Source organism: Bacillus sp. PS237 (genome assembly GCF_037963345.1).
In the GTDB taxonomy this organism is placed as follows: domain Bacteria; phylum Bacillota; class Bacilli; order Bacillales; family Bacillaceae; genus Bacillus; species Bacillus subtilis.
On sequence record NZ_CP150156.1, the window covers coordinates 1451055 to 1467214 of the forward strand.

At 39.5% G+C, this 16160-nt stretch carries 17 protein-coding genes; 11 read left to right on the forward strand and 6 right to left on the reverse strand.

Annotated features, from left to right (window positions below):
• Nucleotides 1-152: 152 nt before the first annotated feature.
• Nucleotides 153-1973: a sporulation histidine kinase KinA gene (gene kinA, locus NST22_RS07590; RefSeq protein ID WP_003245779.1), complete on the forward strand. Its 1821-nt coding sequence runs from the start codon at nucleotides 153-155 to the stop codon at nucleotides 1971-1973.
• A gap of 10 nt (nucleotides 1974-1983) precedes the next feature.
• Here the strand turns inward: kinA and NST22_RS07595 are convergent, their stop codons facing one another.
• On the reverse strand, nucleotides 1984-3165 hold the full coding sequence (locus NST22_RS07595) for an aminotransferase A (protein WP_003232415.1): 1182 nt from the start codon (nucleotides 3163-3165) through the stop codon (nucleotides 1984-1986).
• 201 nt (nucleotides 3166-3366) lie between these two features.
• Entirely contained in the window at nucleotides 3367-3528 is a 162-nt protein-coding gene (locus tag NST22_RS07600; protein ID WP_003245246.1) for a hypothetical protein, read from the reverse strand.
• Between the two features lie 203 nt (nucleotides 3529-3731).
• Between NST22_RS07600 and cheV the strand changes: the two genes are divergently transcribed.
• Entirely contained in the window at nucleotides 3732-4643 is a 912-nt protein-coding gene (gene cheV / locus NST22_RS07605) for a chemotaxis protein CheV (protein ID WP_009967126.1), read from the forward strand.
• A gap of 43 nt (nucleotides 4644-4686) precedes the next feature.
• On the opposite strand, the gene NST22_RS07610 is transcribed toward cheV, so the two are convergent.
• The 4 genes from NST22_RS07610 to NST22_RS07625 all read right to left on the reverse strand — a co-directional run bounded on the left by NST22_RS07610 (nucleotide 4687) and on the right by NST22_RS07625 (nucleotide 8056).
• The gene (locus NST22_RS07610; protein WP_003232406.1) at nucleotides 4687-5151 is read right to left on the reverse strand and encodes a YkyB family protein; all 465 of its coding nucleotides are present in this window, start codon (nucleotides 5149-5151) and stop codon (nucleotides 4687-4689) included.
• Nucleotides 5152-5276: 125 nt separating this feature from the next.
• A complete protein-coding gene (locus tag NST22_RS07615) occupies nucleotides 5277-6569 on the reverse strand; it encodes an MFS transporter (RefSeq protein ID WP_003245267.1) in 1293 nt (430 codons plus the stop codon).
• 75 nt (nucleotides 6570-6644) lie between these two features.
• The gene (locus NST22_RS07620; protein WP_010886500.1) at nucleotides 6645-7139 is read right to left on the reverse strand and encodes a L,D-transpeptidase family protein; all 495 of its coding nucleotides are present in this window, start codon (nucleotides 7137-7139) and stop codon (nucleotides 6645-6647) included.
• Nucleotides 7140-7195: 56 nt separating this feature from the next.
• Nucleotides 7196-8056 carry a metallophosphoesterase gene (locus NST22_RS07625; protein WP_003232400.1) on the reverse strand — a complete coding sequence of 287 codons (861 nt, stop codon included), beginning with the start codon at nucleotides 8054-8056 and terminating at the stop codon, nucleotides 7196-7198.
• A gap of 142 nt (nucleotides 8057-8198) precedes the next feature.
• Between NST22_RS07625 and fadH the strand changes: the two genes are divergently transcribed.
• From fadH to cbpB, 9 genes are all read left to right on the forward strand, one after another.
• Entirely contained in the window at nucleotides 8199-8963 is a 765-nt protein-coding gene (fadH, locus tag NST22_RS07630; protein ID WP_003232398.1) for a 2,4-dienoyl-CoA reductase, read from the forward strand.
• A 300-nt stretch (nucleotides 8964-9263) separates the two neighbouring features.
• The gene (locus NST22_RS07635) at nucleotides 9264-10994 is read left to right on the forward strand and encodes a glycoside hydrolase domain-containing protein (protein ID WP_003244990.1); all 1731 of its coding nucleotides are present in this window, start codon (nucleotides 9264-9266) and stop codon (nucleotides 10992-10994) included.
• 65 nt (nucleotides 10995-11059) lie between these two features.
• Nucleotides 11060-11578 (forward strand): hypothetical protein, encoded by a 519-nt coding sequence (locus NST22_RS07640; protein ID WP_010886501.1) that lies wholly within the window; start codon nucleotides 11060-11062, stop codon nucleotides 11576-11578.
• Nucleotides 11579-11673: 95 nt separating this feature from the next.
• Nucleotides 11674-12222, forward strand: a complete 549-nt coding sequence (locus tag NST22_RS07645) for a hypothetical protein (RefSeq protein WP_003244760.1) — start codon at nucleotides 11674-11676, stop codon at nucleotides 12220-12222.
• A 152-nt stretch (nucleotides 12223-12374) separates the two neighbouring features.
• Nucleotides 12375-13598, forward strand: a complete 1224-nt coding sequence (locus NST22_RS07650; protein ID WP_003232391.1) for an EAL-associated domain-containing protein — start codon at nucleotides 12375-12377, stop codon at nucleotides 13596-13598.
• Nucleotides 13599-14243: 645 nt separating this feature from the next.
• Nucleotides 14244-14483, forward strand: coding sequence for a DUF1797 family protein (locus NST22_RS07655; RefSeq protein ID WP_003218671.1), 240 nt, complete (start codon nucleotides 14244-14246; stop codon nucleotides 14481-14483).
• 109 nt (nucleotides 14484-14592) lie between these two features.
• On the forward strand, nucleotides 14593-15111 hold the full coding sequence (locus NST22_RS07660) for a ribonuclease H-like YkuK family protein (protein ID WP_003232389.1): 519 nt from the start codon (nucleotides 14593-14595) through the stop codon (nucleotides 15109-15111).
• A 133-nt stretch (nucleotides 15112-15244) separates the two neighbouring features.
• Nucleotides 15245-15442, forward strand: coding sequence for an AbrB antirepressor AbbA (abbA, locus tag NST22_RS07665; protein WP_010886502.1), 198 nt, complete (start codon nucleotides 15245-15247; stop codon nucleotides 15440-15442).
• Between the two features lie 137 nt (nucleotides 15443-15579).
• Nucleotides 15580-16023, forward strand: a complete 444-nt coding sequence (gene cbpB / locus NST22_RS07670; RefSeq protein WP_003218674.1) for a cyclic-di-AMP-binding protein CbpB — start codon at nucleotides 15580-15582, stop codon at nucleotides 16021-16023.
• Nucleotides 16024-16160 lie beyond the last annotated feature (137 nt).

Below are 16160 nucleotides of genomic sequence, written 5' to 3' on the forward strand. Positions count from 1 at the left end.
CACAACTAAAAGATTGTGTGCCCTTTCTTTTATTCAAAAATTGACGTTCACCATAAGAATAGAAGGAGAATACTCATTTTCTAGCGAATCATACTAGGTAAAAGTCAATCTGTATATGTCGAAACACGATGATCATGCAAAGGAGGGATTCTGTGGAACAGGATACGCAGCATGTTAAACCACTTCAAACAAAAACCGATATTCATGCAGTCTTGGCCTCTAATGGACGCATCATTTATATATCTGCCAACTCCAAACTGCATTTGGGCTATCTCCAAGGAGAGATGATCGGATCATTCCTCAAAACGTTTCTGCATGAGGAAGACCAATTTTTGGTTGAAAGCTATTTTTATAATGAACATCATCTGATGCCGTGCACCTTTCGTTTTATTAAAAAAGATCATACGATTGTGTGGGTGGAGGCTGCGGTAGAAATTGTTACGACAAGAGCTGAGCGGACAGAACGGGAAATCATTTTGAAAATGAAGGTTCTTGAAGAAGAAACAGGCCATCAATCCCTAAACTGCGAAAAACATGAAATCGAACCTGCAAGCCCGGAATCGACTACATATATAACGGATGATTATGAACGGTTGGTTGAAAATCTCCCGAGTCCGCTATGCATCAGTGTCAAAGGCAAGATCGTCTATGTAAACAGCGCGATGCTTTCAATGCTGGGAGCCAAAAGCAAGGATGCTATTATTGGTAAATCGTCCTATGAATTTATTGAAGAAGAATATCATGATATCGTGAAAAACAGGATTATACGAATGCAAAAAGGAATGGAAGTCGGAATGATTGAACAGACGTGGAAAAGGCTTGATGGCACACCTGTTCATTTAGAAGTGAAAGCATCCCCGACCGTCTACAAAAACCAGCAGGCTGAGCTGCTGCTGCTGATCGATATCTCTTCAAGGAAAAAATTCCAAACCATCCTGCAAAAAAGCCGTGAACGATATCAGCTGCTGATTCAAAATTCCATTGATACCATTGCGGTGATTCACAATGGAAAATGGGTATTTATGAATGAATCGGGAATTTCCCTGTTTGAAGCGGCTACATATGAGGATTTAATTGGCAAAAACATATACGATCAGCTGCATCCTTGCGATCACGAGGATGTAAAAGAGAGAATCCAAAACATTGCCGAGCAAAAAACAGAATCTGAAATTGTCAAGCAATCCTGGTTCACCTTTCAGAACAGGGTCATCTATACGGAGATGGTCTGCATTCCGACGACCTTTTTTGGTGAAGCGGCCGTCCAGGTCATTCTTCGGGACATCTCAGAGAGAAAACAAACAGAAGAATTGATGCTGAAATCGGAAAAATTATCAATCGCAGGGCAGCTCGCGGCGGGAATCGCCCATGAGATCCGCAACCCTCTTACAGCGATCAAAGGATTTTTACAGCTGATGAAACCGACAATGGAAGGCAACGAACATTACTTTGATATTGTGTTTTCTGAACTCAGCCGTATCGAATTAATACTCAGTGAACTGCTCATGCTGGCGAAACCTCAGCAAAATGCTGTCAAAGAATATTTGAACTTGAAAAAATTAATTGGTGAGGTTTCAGCCCTGTTAGAAACGCAGGCGAATTTAAATGGCATTTTTATCAGAACAAGTTATGAAAAAGACAGCATTTATATAAACGGGGATCAAAACCAATTAAAGCAGGTATTCATTAATTTAATCAAAAATGCAGTTGAATCAATGCCTGATGGGGGAACAGTAGACATTATCATAACCGAAGATGAGCATTCTGTTCATGTTACTGTCAAAGACGAAGGGGAAGGTATACCTGAAAAGGTACTAAACCGGATTGGAGAGCCATTTTTAACAACAAAAGAAAAAGGTACGGGGCTTGGATTAATGGTGACATTTAATATCATTGAAAACCATCAGGGAGTTATACATGTGGACAGCCATCCTGAAAAAGGCACAGCGTTTAAAATTTCATTTCCAAAAAAATAAAAACAACGGCTTAAACGCCGTTGTTTATCGTCTGCATTGCTTCACGTTTTTTTAATACAAATAATTCTAAACGGTCTAGGCCTTCTCTCAGCGTGTCCATTGAGCATGCAAAAGACAGCCTTACATATCCTTCACCATATGTTGAGAACGAGCTGCCCGGCACGAGTGCCACGCCAGCGTCTTCCAAAAGAGCCATACTAAAATCAAATGAAGTCATTCCAAATGATTTAATAGAAGGGAAGATATAAAACGCACCGGACGGTTTAACTACGTCAAGTCCCATGGAAACAAGACGGTCATAAACATAGTCCAGACGTTTTTTGTATTGTTCTCTCATAATCAATGCATCGTCAAAGCCGTTTGTGACAGCTTCAAGCGCGGCTTTTTGAGAAATGGATGAGGCGCACGACACATTGTATTGATGAACCTTTAAAATGTGCTTTGCAATGTCTTTCGGTGCAAATAAAAATCCAATTCTCCAACCGGTCATGCTGTGTGATTTTGACAACCCGTTAATGACAATCGTTTGATCCCGCAAATAGGTTGCGATGGAGTAATGCGGTCTGTCATATGTTAATTCACTGTATATTTCATCAGACAATACGAAGACATTTCTGCCTTTTAAGAGAGCTGCGATGCTTTTCAGTTCTTCTTCAGATAAAGTCACGCCGGTAGGGTTTGACGGATAAGGAAGCACGACACACTTGGTGTTGGGTGTCAGAGCATCTTCAATCAGCCGGGCGGTAAGCTTAAAGCCGTGTGACGTAGTATCAACAATGACAGGCTTGGCCCCGCACAAATTGATAATAGGTTCATAGCCCGGATAAATAGGCCCTGGCATAATGACTTCATCACCGGGAGATAAAATCGTCCGGAATGCAGCATCAATGGCTTGGCTTGCGCCTGTTGTGATGATAATTTCAGATTCAGCATCATAGTTGAAATCCGCTTTTTTCTTCATATAAAGCTGCACAGCTTGTCTCAGCTCCAGGTAGCCGGCATTCGGAGTATATGACGTCACGTTTTCATCAATGGCTTTTTTTGCGGCAGCTTTCACATGATGCGGTGTGAAAAAATCAGGCTGGCCGATTGTAAGTGAAATGACGTCTTCGTGTTGGGCTACAAGATTCGAGAATTTGCGTATTCCTGAAATTTCGATCTCTCTTGCTTTCGGATTCAGCAAATGTTCCATAATTCATCACCTTAACAAATATAATGAGTTTATCCTATTTTACCACTAGCTGATCATTTGTCACCTTTTTAACTGATATATTTCGATTGTATGCGCCTTTTTTCTAAACATACCTTTCTTTTCAGAAAAAAAGAAGACAACCAGCGATTTGATTGTCTTTATTGTATCATGTTCTATTATTGTTTATATGTGCCAATTTCATTAATAGCCATAATCAAAATGAAGGTCTTCGTGCCAAATCAGATACGGAGGATGCTCTTCTTGAAGGTCAGCTGATTCTTTCTTCATATTCAGGTAAGTTTCTTCACTGATATCCTCTAAAACAGTCATTTCGTTTTCTTTAAATATTACTAAGGTACCCATTATTTACACCCTTCTTTGGAAAAATCCTTGACTATTTTATCACTGTTAGTTGGAAAGTCAATGGTTATTAGGAAAAAAGTTTCTTTTTTGAGGAACGCGGCTTGTTGCCTTCGGAATTCGATTTTGAAGAGCTGCCATTCACTTTTTACAAATTACGCCGATATATACAGTACAATACTGAATGCGAATAGCGAGGGATTGAATTGTCGTTACAACAATACGAAATTTTATTGGATTCTGGTACAAATGAATTAGAAATTGTGAAGTTTGGCGTGGGTGAAAATGCTTTCGGAATTAACGTCATGAAGGTAAGAGAAATTATTCAGCCTGTCGAGGTGACATCAGTGCCTCACTCCCATCAGCATGTAGAAGGAATGATTAAACTCAGAGGAGAAATCCTCCCTGTGATCAGTCTCTTCTCATTTTTTGGAGTAGAGCCTGAAGGATCAAAAGATGAGAAATATATCGTGACTGAATTTAATAAACGGAAAATTGTTTTTCATGTCGGCTCTGTTTCTCAAATTCACAGAGTATCCTGGGAAGCGATTGAAAAGCCGACATCGTTAAATCAAGGAATGGAGCGGCACCTTACCGGTATTATTAAGCTCGAAGACCTGATGATCTTTTTGCCTGACTATGAAAAAATTATTTATGACATTGAATCAGATTCAGGTGTTGACACGTATAATATGCATACCGAGGGCTTCGATGAAAGAAGAACTGATAAAAAGCTTATCATTGTAGAGGACTCACCGCTTTTGATGCGCCTCTTGCAGGATGAATTAAAAGAAGCAGGGTACAACAATATCGCTTCGTTTGAAAATGGAAAAGAGGCATATGAATACATTATGAACCTTGCTGAAAACGAAACTGATTTATCAAAACAGATTGATATGATCATCACTGATATTGAAATGCCAAAAATGGACGGACACAGGCTCACAAAGCTGCTGAAGGAAAATCCGAAAAGCTCAGATGTGCCGGTTATGATTTTCTCATCGTTAATTACGGATGATCTGCGTCACCGCGGCGAAGTTGTAGGCGCAGATGAGCAAATCAGCAAGCCTGAGATCAGTGATTTGATTAAAAAAGTGGATACGTATGTTATTGAATAAATAAAAACAGCCGTTGCCAGAAAGAGGCACGGCTGTTTTTATTTTAAAAGTAACTCTCGCCAAGTTTTTTAAAGACCGGTTTATGGTAAGCTGGCTGCTGGCGATTTGGCACTAGCGGCTTTTCTTTCATGCCGACATATTCTTGCAATAGGTGTTTCGCTTTTGTTAAAGACATTTGAGCTTTAGGATTTCGATACGATTGATTAAGTGTACCTAAATGCGGAAGATGTTCGAAGTCTTCTTTAGTTGGAGGCATGTGAAAATAGTAGTCTCCGATTGAGATAAGCACGTCCGATTGCTGTTGGCTGAACCTTGGATTTTTTGAAAAATGAAGCCCTATTTTCTTTCCTTTACCTTCTTTGACAAGCTTTTGCAAAGCCCGTTTTTTCAGCAGATATAGGTATTTAGGGTTGGGGGCGGTTTTTGCATGGCGGTTCACAGTGTAAACTGCTTTTGAAAGATTTTCTACGGTTGGCTGCAGATCTTTCGTATATGCATGGTCGTCCATTATTTCTCTCCTTTGCTCTTATCAATTTCTATATGTTTAGATTATACTTTTTTAAAGTTGAAATGCAAATATTGAATGTAAAAATGCGCTTTTTTCTAAGAAAAAAAGCGCATTTTTAACCTGCATTATACAGATCTTGCCTTCTTTTTCGGCTGTTCTTGAAATGCTTCCTGAACATTCACTTCCACAGCCTGAGCACTGTATTTTGGCAGTGCAATAAAATAAAAAATAAAAACGAGCAGGATAATAACACCCATGCCGTAATAAAGATAATCAATGTTTGAAACAAACTTAGGGAATAACAGCGCGACTAAGCCGAGTGTCAAAGATTGTGCAAACATCATAAAAGGGTCCTGCATGCCGCTTACACGTCCCATCAGTTTTGGATGAACAATTTTTGGCATCCACCCTCCGATTGCAATGTTGATCGGTCCGATACACATTCCCAGTGCAAAAGCTGCCGCGTAATACACCCATAAAATATTGGTGTAGCCGAGGACGAAGATCAGCAAACCTGCAATGAAAATCGGTATCGACATTAAAAAGTGCGGCTTCACTTTTTTAGAGATGAGCGTGCCGATTACGCTTCCTGCCAGAAGCCCAAACCCGAGTGCGATCGTAAATACAGACGTATGCCACTCATAACGGTCAGGCGCCAATCCATATTTCATTGTAAACATCGGCAATACGGCGAATCCTCCATTGACAAATCCAAAAATGAAGAAGCCAAAAATAAGAGATGCCAGCAATTTGTTTTTTAAAATATAGAGGATGCCTTCTCTAAAGTCATTTATTGAATCCTTAACAGAAGTCTTTCTCCAGCTGAATGCACCGTTTGGCTGTCGGGCTTCTTTTGGAATCCGGCAGCTGCGGATCAGCAGCCCGGAAATGATAAAGCTGACAAAATCAAGAATAATGGCGCCTTCAATACCGATTGTGTTGTACATAAACGCGCCTATGCCGACTCCAAACACCATAAAAATGCTAAAAAGCATCTGATTAAGCCCTGCCGCTTTCGCATAATGCTCCTTCGGCAGAATGGCTTGTACCAAACTGTTTTCTGCCGGAAAGAAAAACTTTGTTACAGCGCTTCTGATAAATAAGATACAAAAAACAAGAGGAATATTGCCGGTAAATAAAGTGAAAAAAAGCACGACAGTCAGGCCTGCTCTGATCCAATCACAATTTTCTGCCACCTTTTTTCTATCAAACCGGTCCGCGACGACTCCCACGATCAGAAATACAAATATGGTCGGAAGAGAATACATCAGCTCCGCCAAGGTCGTATATGAAGGCTGGCTGCTGAATCGGTCCAGCAAAAAAAAAGCAAAGGCCATGTTGCCTACTGTCGTGCCCATTTGAGAAGCGAGTGCTGCGAAAAATAGACGAACAAAATTACGATTTTTAAATATATCCATAAAAACGCTCCTTACCCTAAAGGTCCCACTTTATCATATTATAAACCGCCTGTTTTTGAAACAAATAAGAAAACATTACCGGTTAATCGTGACTCTCGTTCCGTTTGGCACAATTGAAGCAAGTTCGATCACGTCTTTGTTATGCATGCGAATGCAGCCTTTAGAAACAGCCTTACCAATCGAAGCGGGATTATTCGTCCCATGTATTCCGTAGTGCTGCTTTGAAAGGCTCAGCCAATAAGCGCCAAATGGGCCGCCGGGATTGCGCTGGCGGTTAATAATGTAAAACTCGCCAGTAGGCGTTTGCGTTAGTATTTTACCAACGGCGATGGGATAGGTTTTCATTACCCGATTATTTAGGGACAGCGTAAGGGTCTTCGCTCCGATTGAGACTGCGATATGATACGGAATTGTATAAGGGTCCGGCAGTCCGGGGATGACTATGGACTGTCCCGCGGTGAGCCCTGCCTGCAGTGACGGATTAGCCTGGAGTAATGCAGCCGTGCTGATTCTGAAATCAGCCGCGATGCTGTTCAGTGTATCACCTTGCTTCACCTGGTACGTAAGCAGTTTCCTCATCCTCCTTTTTTACTTATAAGTATTGATGAGGAGCCCATCCTGCTACATTAATTTGTGCTTTTTAAGGTGAAGACAGTGATTTCAGGCTTGGCAAGAAACCGCAAAGGCAGCCTGGTCATCCCGAGGCCTCGGTTTACGTAAATATGAGTGCTGCCCGTTTGATACATTCCCTCTGTGTAGACTTTTCCATATGGAGGCGTAATAATCGGTCCGTAAAAAGGCAGCTGAATCTGGCCGCCGTGTGTATGGCCGGAAAGCTGAAGGTTCACGGGATAATCTGTTGTTTTCAAGGCTGCATCAGGTTCATGGACGAGAAGAATGGAAAAAAGTCTGTCGCTCAGCCTTGAAAGGGTGCCTTCATAATCTGGGTTTCCCAGCATTAAGTCATCAAGCGAAGCAATCTCGATTTTGCTGCCATCTGCGAGTGACAATGTTTGATAGCCATTGCGATATACCGTGAAACCTCCGGCCGTCATCAGGCTTTTGTAAACGGCAGTTCCATAGCCTCCGTGATCATGATTGCCGTAAATACAAAGCTTGCCGAAGGGAGCATTAAGCTTTCTCAATAATGGAATGACTGCCTGGTGGTGCTGGTACGTATCAGGATTATCAATAATATCACCTGTAAAAACAATGAGATCAGGTTTAGATTCATTAATTGTAAGAATGACAGTTTTTAAATCTTCGAGAGTAAAGTAATCACTCAAGTGTGCATCGCTGAACTGCACGATTTTAAAACCGTCAAATCCGTGCGGGATGAGAGAGCTTTTTATTGTGTGTTCGGTTGTCTCGATCATATGCGGCTCGAGATACCTGGCATAGCCATATCCCCCGCCGGCCGTTAAAGCCCCGGCAGCAAGAGCGCCGAACATTCCTTTTAGAAATTGTCTTCTGGACATCTTTTTCATTTCAAACCAACCTTTAATAGAGTTTTTCTATTATATCATCTGTATCTGATAAAAATCTCATATGAGCATGTGCTGACAGAGGCAGGGATATAATGATAGAATATTATTGAATGAATAATCATTCACAATTGGAGGGATAAACATGGAAAAAAAGGCGGTAATTATTACCGGCGGGTCAAGCGGCATGGGAAAAGCGATGGCAAAAAAACAGGCTGAATTAGGGTGGCACGTTATGGTGACAGGGAGGAACCATGAGGCACTTGAGGAAACAAAAAAAGAAATTCAGACCTTTGAGGGACAGGTCGCTTGTTTTCAAATGGATGTCCGTTCCGATTCCGCCGCTTCAGACATGATTAAAGAAGCGGTAAAAGCCTTTGGCCGGCTTGACGCGCTGATTAACAACGCGGCCGGAAACTTTATTTGTCCGGCAGAAAAGCTGACGCCCAATGGATGGAAAGCCGTTATTGAGATTGTTTTAAACGGCACATTTTTTTGCAGCCAAGCAGCGGCAAGGCATTGGATTGACCAGAAGCAGCAGGGTGTCATTTTAAATATGGCAGCCACGTACGCTTGGGGAGCGGGAGCGGGGGTCGTTCATTCCGCTGCAGCCAAAGCGGGGGTATTGTCATTGACAAGAACGCTGGCCGTTGAATGGGGGAGCAAATACGGCATTCGTACAAACGCGATAGCCCCCGGACCGATTGAACGAACAGGCGGTGCGGAGAAGCTATTTGAATCGGAAAAAGCGATGGCCCGCACGATGAACAGTGTGCCGCTCGGCCGATTGGGCACACCGGAGGAAATCGCCGCTTTGGCAGCGTTTTTGCTTTCTGATGAAGCATCCTATATAAACGGGGATTGTATCACAATGGACGGGGGGCAATGGCTGAATCCTTATCCGTTTTAATCTGAATATTTATAAGTGAATATTTAAGTTATTAAGAACTTTTATGTTCGAATGTAATACCTCCACAATTAACCTTCTTCCTATCCAATTTGATAACACATAGAGCTTTATTTGTTTATGAGGTGTTGTGTCATACGTAAGCCACCTAATATATGAAAGGTATATTTTAAAAGGGGAGACGAAATATGAAGAACTTAGATTTCAAATAAAACATTCATATAATTACTTCGTTAACTAAAAAGAGAAATTATAAGAATGAAAGGTTTCAAGGTTACATCAGATTGGGAGGAAGGTAATATAATGGACGAGATGGTATTATTAACTCAGGAATGGCTCAATGAAACGTACAAAGGAAAAAGTGGCTACAATTCCATTGAGGAAAATGGGAAAACTGGCTGGAAAACAATGTATGCATTAACTAGAGCATTACAACTAGAATTGGGAATTACACAGACTTCCGACAGTTTTGGTCCTACAACTTTAAGAAAGCTTAAAGAATTAGGCCCGATTTCTACGTCAACTAATTCAAAAAAAAATATTGTGAAAATTATTCAAGGTGCTCTTTATTGTAAAGGTTATGGTCCAGGTGGATTAACGGGTACATTTGGTCAGGGAACGAAAGAGGCGATAGCAGAAATGCAATTGCATATGGGGCTTTCTAAAACAGACGGTGTAGTAACGCCTAAGGTGTTTAAAGCTTTATTAAACATGGACTCTTATATCCTTTTAAATGGGGCGTCAGAGAAAGTTCGTTCAATACAGCAATGGCTAAATAATAAATATTACAATAGAGAGAATTTCTACTTTATGCCCTGTGATGGCCTGTATTCAAGGGATACTCAAAAGTCTCTTGTTTATGCAATACAGTACGAGGAAGGGTTAAGTGATAGTATAGCTAATGGGAATTTTGGACCAACTACTCAAAGATTGATTCCTGTATTAAGAATTGGAGAAACAGATGAAAAAAACAGTTTTATTCATTTATTTCAAGCTGCTCTAATCTTTAATGGCTACAATGTTCCTTTTGATGGAGTATACTCTGAATCTGTAAGATCAAAAGTAAAGGCTTTTCAGTCTTTTGCAAAATTACAACAGAGTGGTACTGCCGACTTTCAAACATGGGCTTCACTTCTAGTAAGTACTGGAGACCCCAATCGAAAAGGAGTTGCTTGTGACTCAATTACTCAAATTACATCGGACAGGGCGGAGTCCCTTAAGAGGGCAGGTTATAAGATTGTAGGGCGGTATCTAACAAATGCGCCGGGGAGTACACTAAATAAAAAAATACAACCAGGTGAATTAGAAACTATCTTAAAATCAGGTTTAAATGTTTTTCCGATTTATCAAACCTATGGGGGAGCAACAAATTATTTTAATAAAGAACAAGGAAAGAAAGATGCGTTTGCTGCTTATAAAGCAGCAAAAGAATACGGGTTTAAAAATAACACTGTAATATACTTTGCAGTAGATTATGATGCATATGGTAACGATTTAAACAACAATATTATTCCACACTTCGAAGGTATAAATGAAATAATGAACGGTTTTTTAGGTTCAACTTACAAAATTGGTATTTATGCCCCTAGGAATGTATGTACTATAGTTTCTAAAAAAGGTTTAGCATTTGCAAGTTTTGTAAGTGGTATGTCTACTGGCTTTAGCGGAAACTTAGGATATCCTTTGCCTTACAATTGGGCGTTTGACCAAATTTCAACAATTACTGTTGGAAATGGTTCTGGAATGATTGAAATTGATAATGATATTTGTTCAGGTTTGGATAATGGAGTTAATACCATAAATATAGTGCCTTCAGAGAATAAGAAGTTTTTTGATCAAATTGATGTTTTATATGAAACTGCTGAAAAATATGCTCAAATGCAAAGCGACTTAAATAATGGGGTAAAAAAAACACAATTAGCTAATGAGTTGGTTGCCCAGTATTTAAGAAAGGATGACTACAAAGGGTGGAAGTGGGTCCCTACCGCAGGCCAGATTGATCCTATTTATCGTGAATGGGCAGTAAAGCGCTAGGGGAAGACCTAGTAAATGGAATTGTTGATCCTATATCAAAAACTGTCATAGGAACGCAGCATCTTATGGCAACTTATAATGCCATTATTTATAGTGGTGGTTACTCTCAAACACTACGAGATTTTGCTGGTTGGACTGGAGATCTATTAACAACAATACAGGACATGAAATTACACGCTCAAGAATTTAATTCGCCTTATGATGCGGCTATGAAAATAATAGGTAATATGTATCAATTTAGCCTAGATGATTTATTTAGTGATGTAGATGCAATTAATCTAGCGAATAAAACATCAGTTGGTGCTAATGCACAACCTCTAAATATCGCAATTAGAGATTATTATAGTAATAATGACTGTATGAATAGGTTCACTCAATTTGTAAATAATAGATTTGATGGTTCGTTAGACAAAATTTTCTCTGAAGCAGAGTATTATTTAAATACAAACCTTGACCCAGTTGTTGTTCCAATTAGGTTAGCCTTTAAACGTGCTTTTGATGTTGAGGATTATAGTGAAGAGATTGGAAAAATAACAGCACAAGCATTTAGAGATGTTATCGAGAAAAAAATGATATCTGAATAAACTGCAAAACAAGCGAACGTTAAAACTGGTCGTTCGCTTGTTTTATTTTCTATTTAAATTTATGATATAATTTTTAAAGATTAAGGAGTGATTCATTGAAGAAATTGTTAAAAAAGTTAGTTGTATTATTTTTAAGCAGTTTAGTTATCATCTTTAATGTTTGGTACTTTATTATTTGTGCTTTTTCCCCAGAGTATTATCAAAATACAAATCTTACTTCTAATGAAATAATAAGATTTGAAAAACTATACCACATAGATTTTCCTGATGAAACAAAATTTATTAAAGCTAGAGAGTATTTGGCTGGGCCCGGAGGAGATACGTCAGCTGTATTATATGTGTCTCTGCCAACCAAGCGGGTAGAAAAAGTTTTATCTGATTACACGTATATGAAAATAAACTATACTGACAATGTCGGTTCAATGTATGGAGTTGACGTTTCAAAGAGTGTCGCCGGTTTAACAACTCTTACATTTGGCACTTACGATAAAAAAGGAACTTTCTATAATATGAAACATGATGATGATTGGATGTATAAAGGCACTGACTGGAATCTTTACTTTTGGACAGCTGCTAGTTATAATGCTGTTATTTTTGTATTTGTTTTGGTTATTGTGAAACAAATGAATAAAATTCTTAATTAACCAGTATGTAGATTGATAATCTCAAAAAAATTTTCCTCTTCTTTTAACATACTCCATACGACCTACTTTTCCATACTATGATTTTTTTGAAATTTGTGGTGTAGTTATAATTGTGCGTATAATCAGACAAAGATAGAGAAGCAGGTGATAACATGTTGGATCCACTTGATATTTTAACGAACATTGATGATGTCCTTCCATATTACCAGGCGATTTTTAGTGCCGAGGAGCAGAAGGTTGTCGGATATGAGGTGCTTGGACGAATTTTGGCAGATTCAGAAATCCAAAGTCTCGGGCCCTTCTTTTTAGATGCGGGGATACCCGAAGAATATAAATTAGAGGTTGATAACAGAATTATCCGCCAGGCTCTTGACCGCTTTTTAGAGGCGGATTCTGATCTGCTGATTTTTATGAATCAGGATGCCAATCTGCTGATGCTGGATCATGGTGAAAGCTTTCTGGAGCTTCTGAAAGAATATGAAGCGAAGGGAATCGAACTCCACCGTTTTGTGCTTGAAATTACAGAGCACAATTTTGAAGGGGATATTGAGCAGCTCTACCATATGCTTGCATACTATCGTACATACGGAATTAAAATCGCAGTTGACAACATCGGAAAAGAAAGCAGCAACTTGGACAGAATCGCGCTGCTCTCACCAGATCTGTTAAAAATCGATTTGCAGGCGCTGAAAGTGTCACAGCCGTCACCGTCATATGAGCATGTGCTGTACAGCATATCTTTATTAGCAAGAAAAATCGGTGCGGCGCTGCTGTATGAAGACATTGAGGCGAACTTCCAGCTTCAGTACGCCTGGAGAAACGGAGGCCGCTATTTTCAGGGCTATTACTTAGTGTCTCCATCTGAAACGTTTCTAGAGAGAGATGTATTGAAACAAAGACTTAAAACTGAATTTCACCAATTTATCACACATGAGAAAAAGAAACTGGAGACCGTCTATGAGCACTCTGAACAGTTTTACAAACGAGTGCATCAGGCTGTGACCTCTTTGAGAAAAAACAATCTGTCTTCTGATGATGACTTTATTAAAAAGCTGGCGGAAGAGCTGACAGATTGCAGCTTCAGGATTTACATGTGTGATGAAGAAGGCGATCAGCTGACGGGAAATGTGTTTAAGCAAGATGGAGAATGGATTTATCAGCCGGAATATGCGGAAAAGAACTGGAGCTGGCGCCCTTATTTTCTGGAGAACATTATGAGAATGAGAAATCTCAGAAAAGGTTTTTTCAGTGATCTGTACAGTGATTTGGAAACAGGTGAAATGATCAGAACGTTTTCATATCCGATGGATGATCAGATGTATTTATTTATAGACTTGCCTTATTCTTATTTATATGAGCAGGACGGACTGATTTAACGGCTGAAAGGCCGTTTTTTTTATGAAATGAAAAAAATATCAAAAAACGATTGACATTGATACTGAGAATCATTATCATTTAATTATAGAGAGAAGCTACTCTCTGTTCCCCAACCCCTCTATCAGATCAAGATCCGAAAAAACTTGGCGCTACCCCCGCCAAGTTTTTTATTTGTCAAAGCATAGGACAATCCAATGAAACAATAAACCTAACTAGTGGTAAACGTTTAACACGGGGAGAAACATTGAGTGCCGAACACCCCTGACACTGCTGCACGGGTGAGGAGGAAAATTCGTTCTGAAATGATTATTTCAGTTCCGTTGTTTACCTCTATCCAGCATGACTCCCATTGATTATGGCCACGCGGGACTTCACCATAAAATTCAAAAGAAGGTTTTGACAAAGTTGCAAAAAGGCATTCTTAATGCTGCCAAAGATTCGAAAAAAATTATAATTATGTGCATGACATTCAAAAAAAGCCTCAAACTAAAGAAAAATAGTTTTTTTCACTTTTTTTCTTTGCTTAAATTCAGCAGTGAAAATGCCATCCTGTCCGACTTTATGGTATGATGCTCAATAGAACTTGTATTATAATAAATACTTGTTGATTTGAAGTTGCTTTTTGAAAGGAGTCTTTTTTTAGAATGTCACAATTAATGGGTATCATCACACGGCTGCAAAGTCTGCAAGAAACAGCGGAAGCGGCTAACGAGCCAATGCAGCGTTATTTCGAAGTGAATGGTGAGAAAATATGCAGTGTTAAATATTTCGAAAAAAATCAAACGTTTGAACTGACGGTTTTCCAAAAGGGTGAAAAACCTAACACATATCCGTTTGATAATATCGACATGGTTTCCATCGAAATCTTTGAACTTCTTCAGTAAGATTCCTGAAATAGGGGGAACAAGCTTCCGCCTTTGCAAAAGTAATCGAAATAAACGGTAAGGAACATACTTGTTTCATGGTTGTAAATCCTTGAAAAGGAGTGTCGTGATGGCTGATTCTTTTCTGTTTTATAATCTTTCAGAAGCACAGATGACCTTTCAAGATGTGATGGAACGGCTTAAAGCCTTTGTTCAAAAGGACCCCCGTTCTTCTTATGTGTTATCGATCGGAACCGATTCACAGGTTTACCGCGATTACACAAAGTTTATTACCGCATTGCATTTGCATCGTACAGGCAAGGGAGCTTGGGGCTGCTTGAAAAATCATACAGTCGACAGACCCATACATAGCCTTCGGGAGAAGATTTCGTTAGAAACGGCGTACAGCCAAGAAACGGCCGCTCATATTCTTGATGGACACTTAATGGATATTACCGATCTGCTCCTGCCCTTTACCGGTGAGGGGGCGGATCTTACCTTTGAAGTTCACTTGGATATTGGGAAAAAAGGGCTTACAAAAGATCTGATCCAAGAAATGACTGGACGTATTACCTCCATGGGGATTGAGGCCAAAATAAAGCCGGATTCATACACTGCCTTCAGCTATGCAAATCGTTTCACAAAATAATTTGGCTGAAAAAGCCAAGGTAAATGTCGAATTATGCGGTTGACGTTTGTTATCTGATTACTTATTCTAGCGGTAGAGCTGAAAGTAAGTTGTCTTGCTTTCAGAGGTATTCAGTATAAAACAGGGGGCCTGATTGCGAATGAGTCTTATCGGTGAACGATTTACAGAAGAAGAACAAAAACTTCTGCTGAATATCCTGATCAACCATGAGTATGCCATCGAGCTATTAAGCAGTGAGATCAACGATATAGAGACAGGGACCAAAAACGTTGACGGAACCACCTACAAAAAACTTGTAACGCTATACGACCGATTTCGATTTGAAAATTAATGGGACACCCTATAATTGATACTCCACAAAGAGTATCTTTTTTATTGAAAGGAAACTTTTCGACAAATACTGATAAAGTTTATATTATTGCAATATAGGGAATGTATTGATGATGAAAATGAAAAGGGGTCGAAAACATGATAAGCTTACAATCAGATCAACTTCTTGAGGCAACAGTCGGACAATTTATGATTGAGGCGGACAAAGTAGCGCACGTGCAAGTCGGAAATAACCTTGAGCATGCATTATTAGTATTGACAAAAACCGGATACACAGCCATCCCGGTTCTGGATCCTTCCTACCGTTTACATGGCTTAATCGGGACAAATATGATCATGAACAGTATTTTTGGACTTGAGCGAATTGAGTTTGAAAAGCTTGACCAAATCACTGTTGAGGAAGTCATGCTGACCGACATTCCGCGCCTTCATATCAATGATCCGATTATGAAGGGATTCGGCATGGTCATTAATAACGGATTTGTCTGTGTTGAAAATGACGAGCAGGTATTTGAAGGGATTTTTACGAGAAGAGTCGTTTTAAAGGAATTGAATAAGCATATACGCTCATTGAATAAGTAGGCTGTACGGTCCTATTTTTATTATATAGGCAGAGTGAAAAAAGAAAGCGCATACATAATTTAAACGAGAATAGGGCTTGAATAAGAAACTAAGATTTTATTAGAATGGGAGATAAGAAAAACTTATTGATAACAAAA

What these genes read in the sequence shown, in the direction of transcription:
- NST22_RS07595 (WP_003232415.1), bottom strand. Translation starts at nt 3,165, where the DNA reads ATGGAACATTTGCTGAATCCGAAAGCAAGAGAGATCGAAATTTCAGGA.
- NST22_RS07600 (WP_003245246.1), bottom strand. Translation starts at nt 3,528, where the DNA reads ATGGGTACCTTAGTAATATTTAAAGAAAACGAAATGACTGTTTTAGAG.
- NST22_RS07610 (WP_003232406.1), bottom strand. Translation starts at nt 5,151, where the DNA reads ATGGACGACCATGCATATACGAAAGATCTGCAGCCAACCGTAGAAAAT.
- NST22_RS07615 (WP_003245267.1), bottom strand. Translation starts at nt 6,569, where the DNA reads ATGGATATATTTAAAAATCGTAATTTTGTTCGTCTATTTTTCGCAGCA.
- NST22_RS07625 (WP_003232400.1), bottom strand. Translation starts at nt 8,056, where the DNA reads ATGAAAAAGATGTCCAGAAGACAATTTCTAAAAGGAATGTTCGGCGCT.
- fadH (WP_003232398.1), top strand. Translation starts at nt 8,199, where the DNA reads ATGGAAAAAAAGGCGGTAATTATTACCGGCGGGTCAAGCGGCATGGGA.
- NST22_RS07635 (WP_003244990.1), top strand. Translation starts at nt 9,264, where the DNA reads ATGGACGAGATGGTATTATTAACTCAGGAATGGCTCAATGAAACGTAC.
- NST22_RS07640 (WP_010886501.1), top strand. Translation starts at nt 11,060, where the DNA reads ATGGCAACTTATAATGCCATTATTTATAGTGGTGGTTACTCTCAAACA.
- NST22_RS07650 (WP_003232391.1), top strand. Translation starts at nt 12,375, where the DNA reads ATGTTGGATCCACTTGATATTTTAACGAACATTGATGATGTCCTTCCA.
- NST22_RS07655 (WP_003218671.1), top strand. Translation starts at nt 14,244, where the DNA reads ATGTCACAATTAATGGGTATCATCACACGGCTGCAAAGTCTGCAAGAA.
- NST22_RS07660 (WP_003232389.1), top strand. Translation starts at nt 14,593, where the DNA reads ATGGCTGATTCTTTTCTGTTTTATAATCTTTCAGAAGCACAGATGACC.
- cbpB (WP_003218674.1), top strand. Translation starts at nt 15,580, where the DNA reads ATGATAAGCTTACAATCAGATCAACTTCTTGAGGCAACAGTCGGACAA.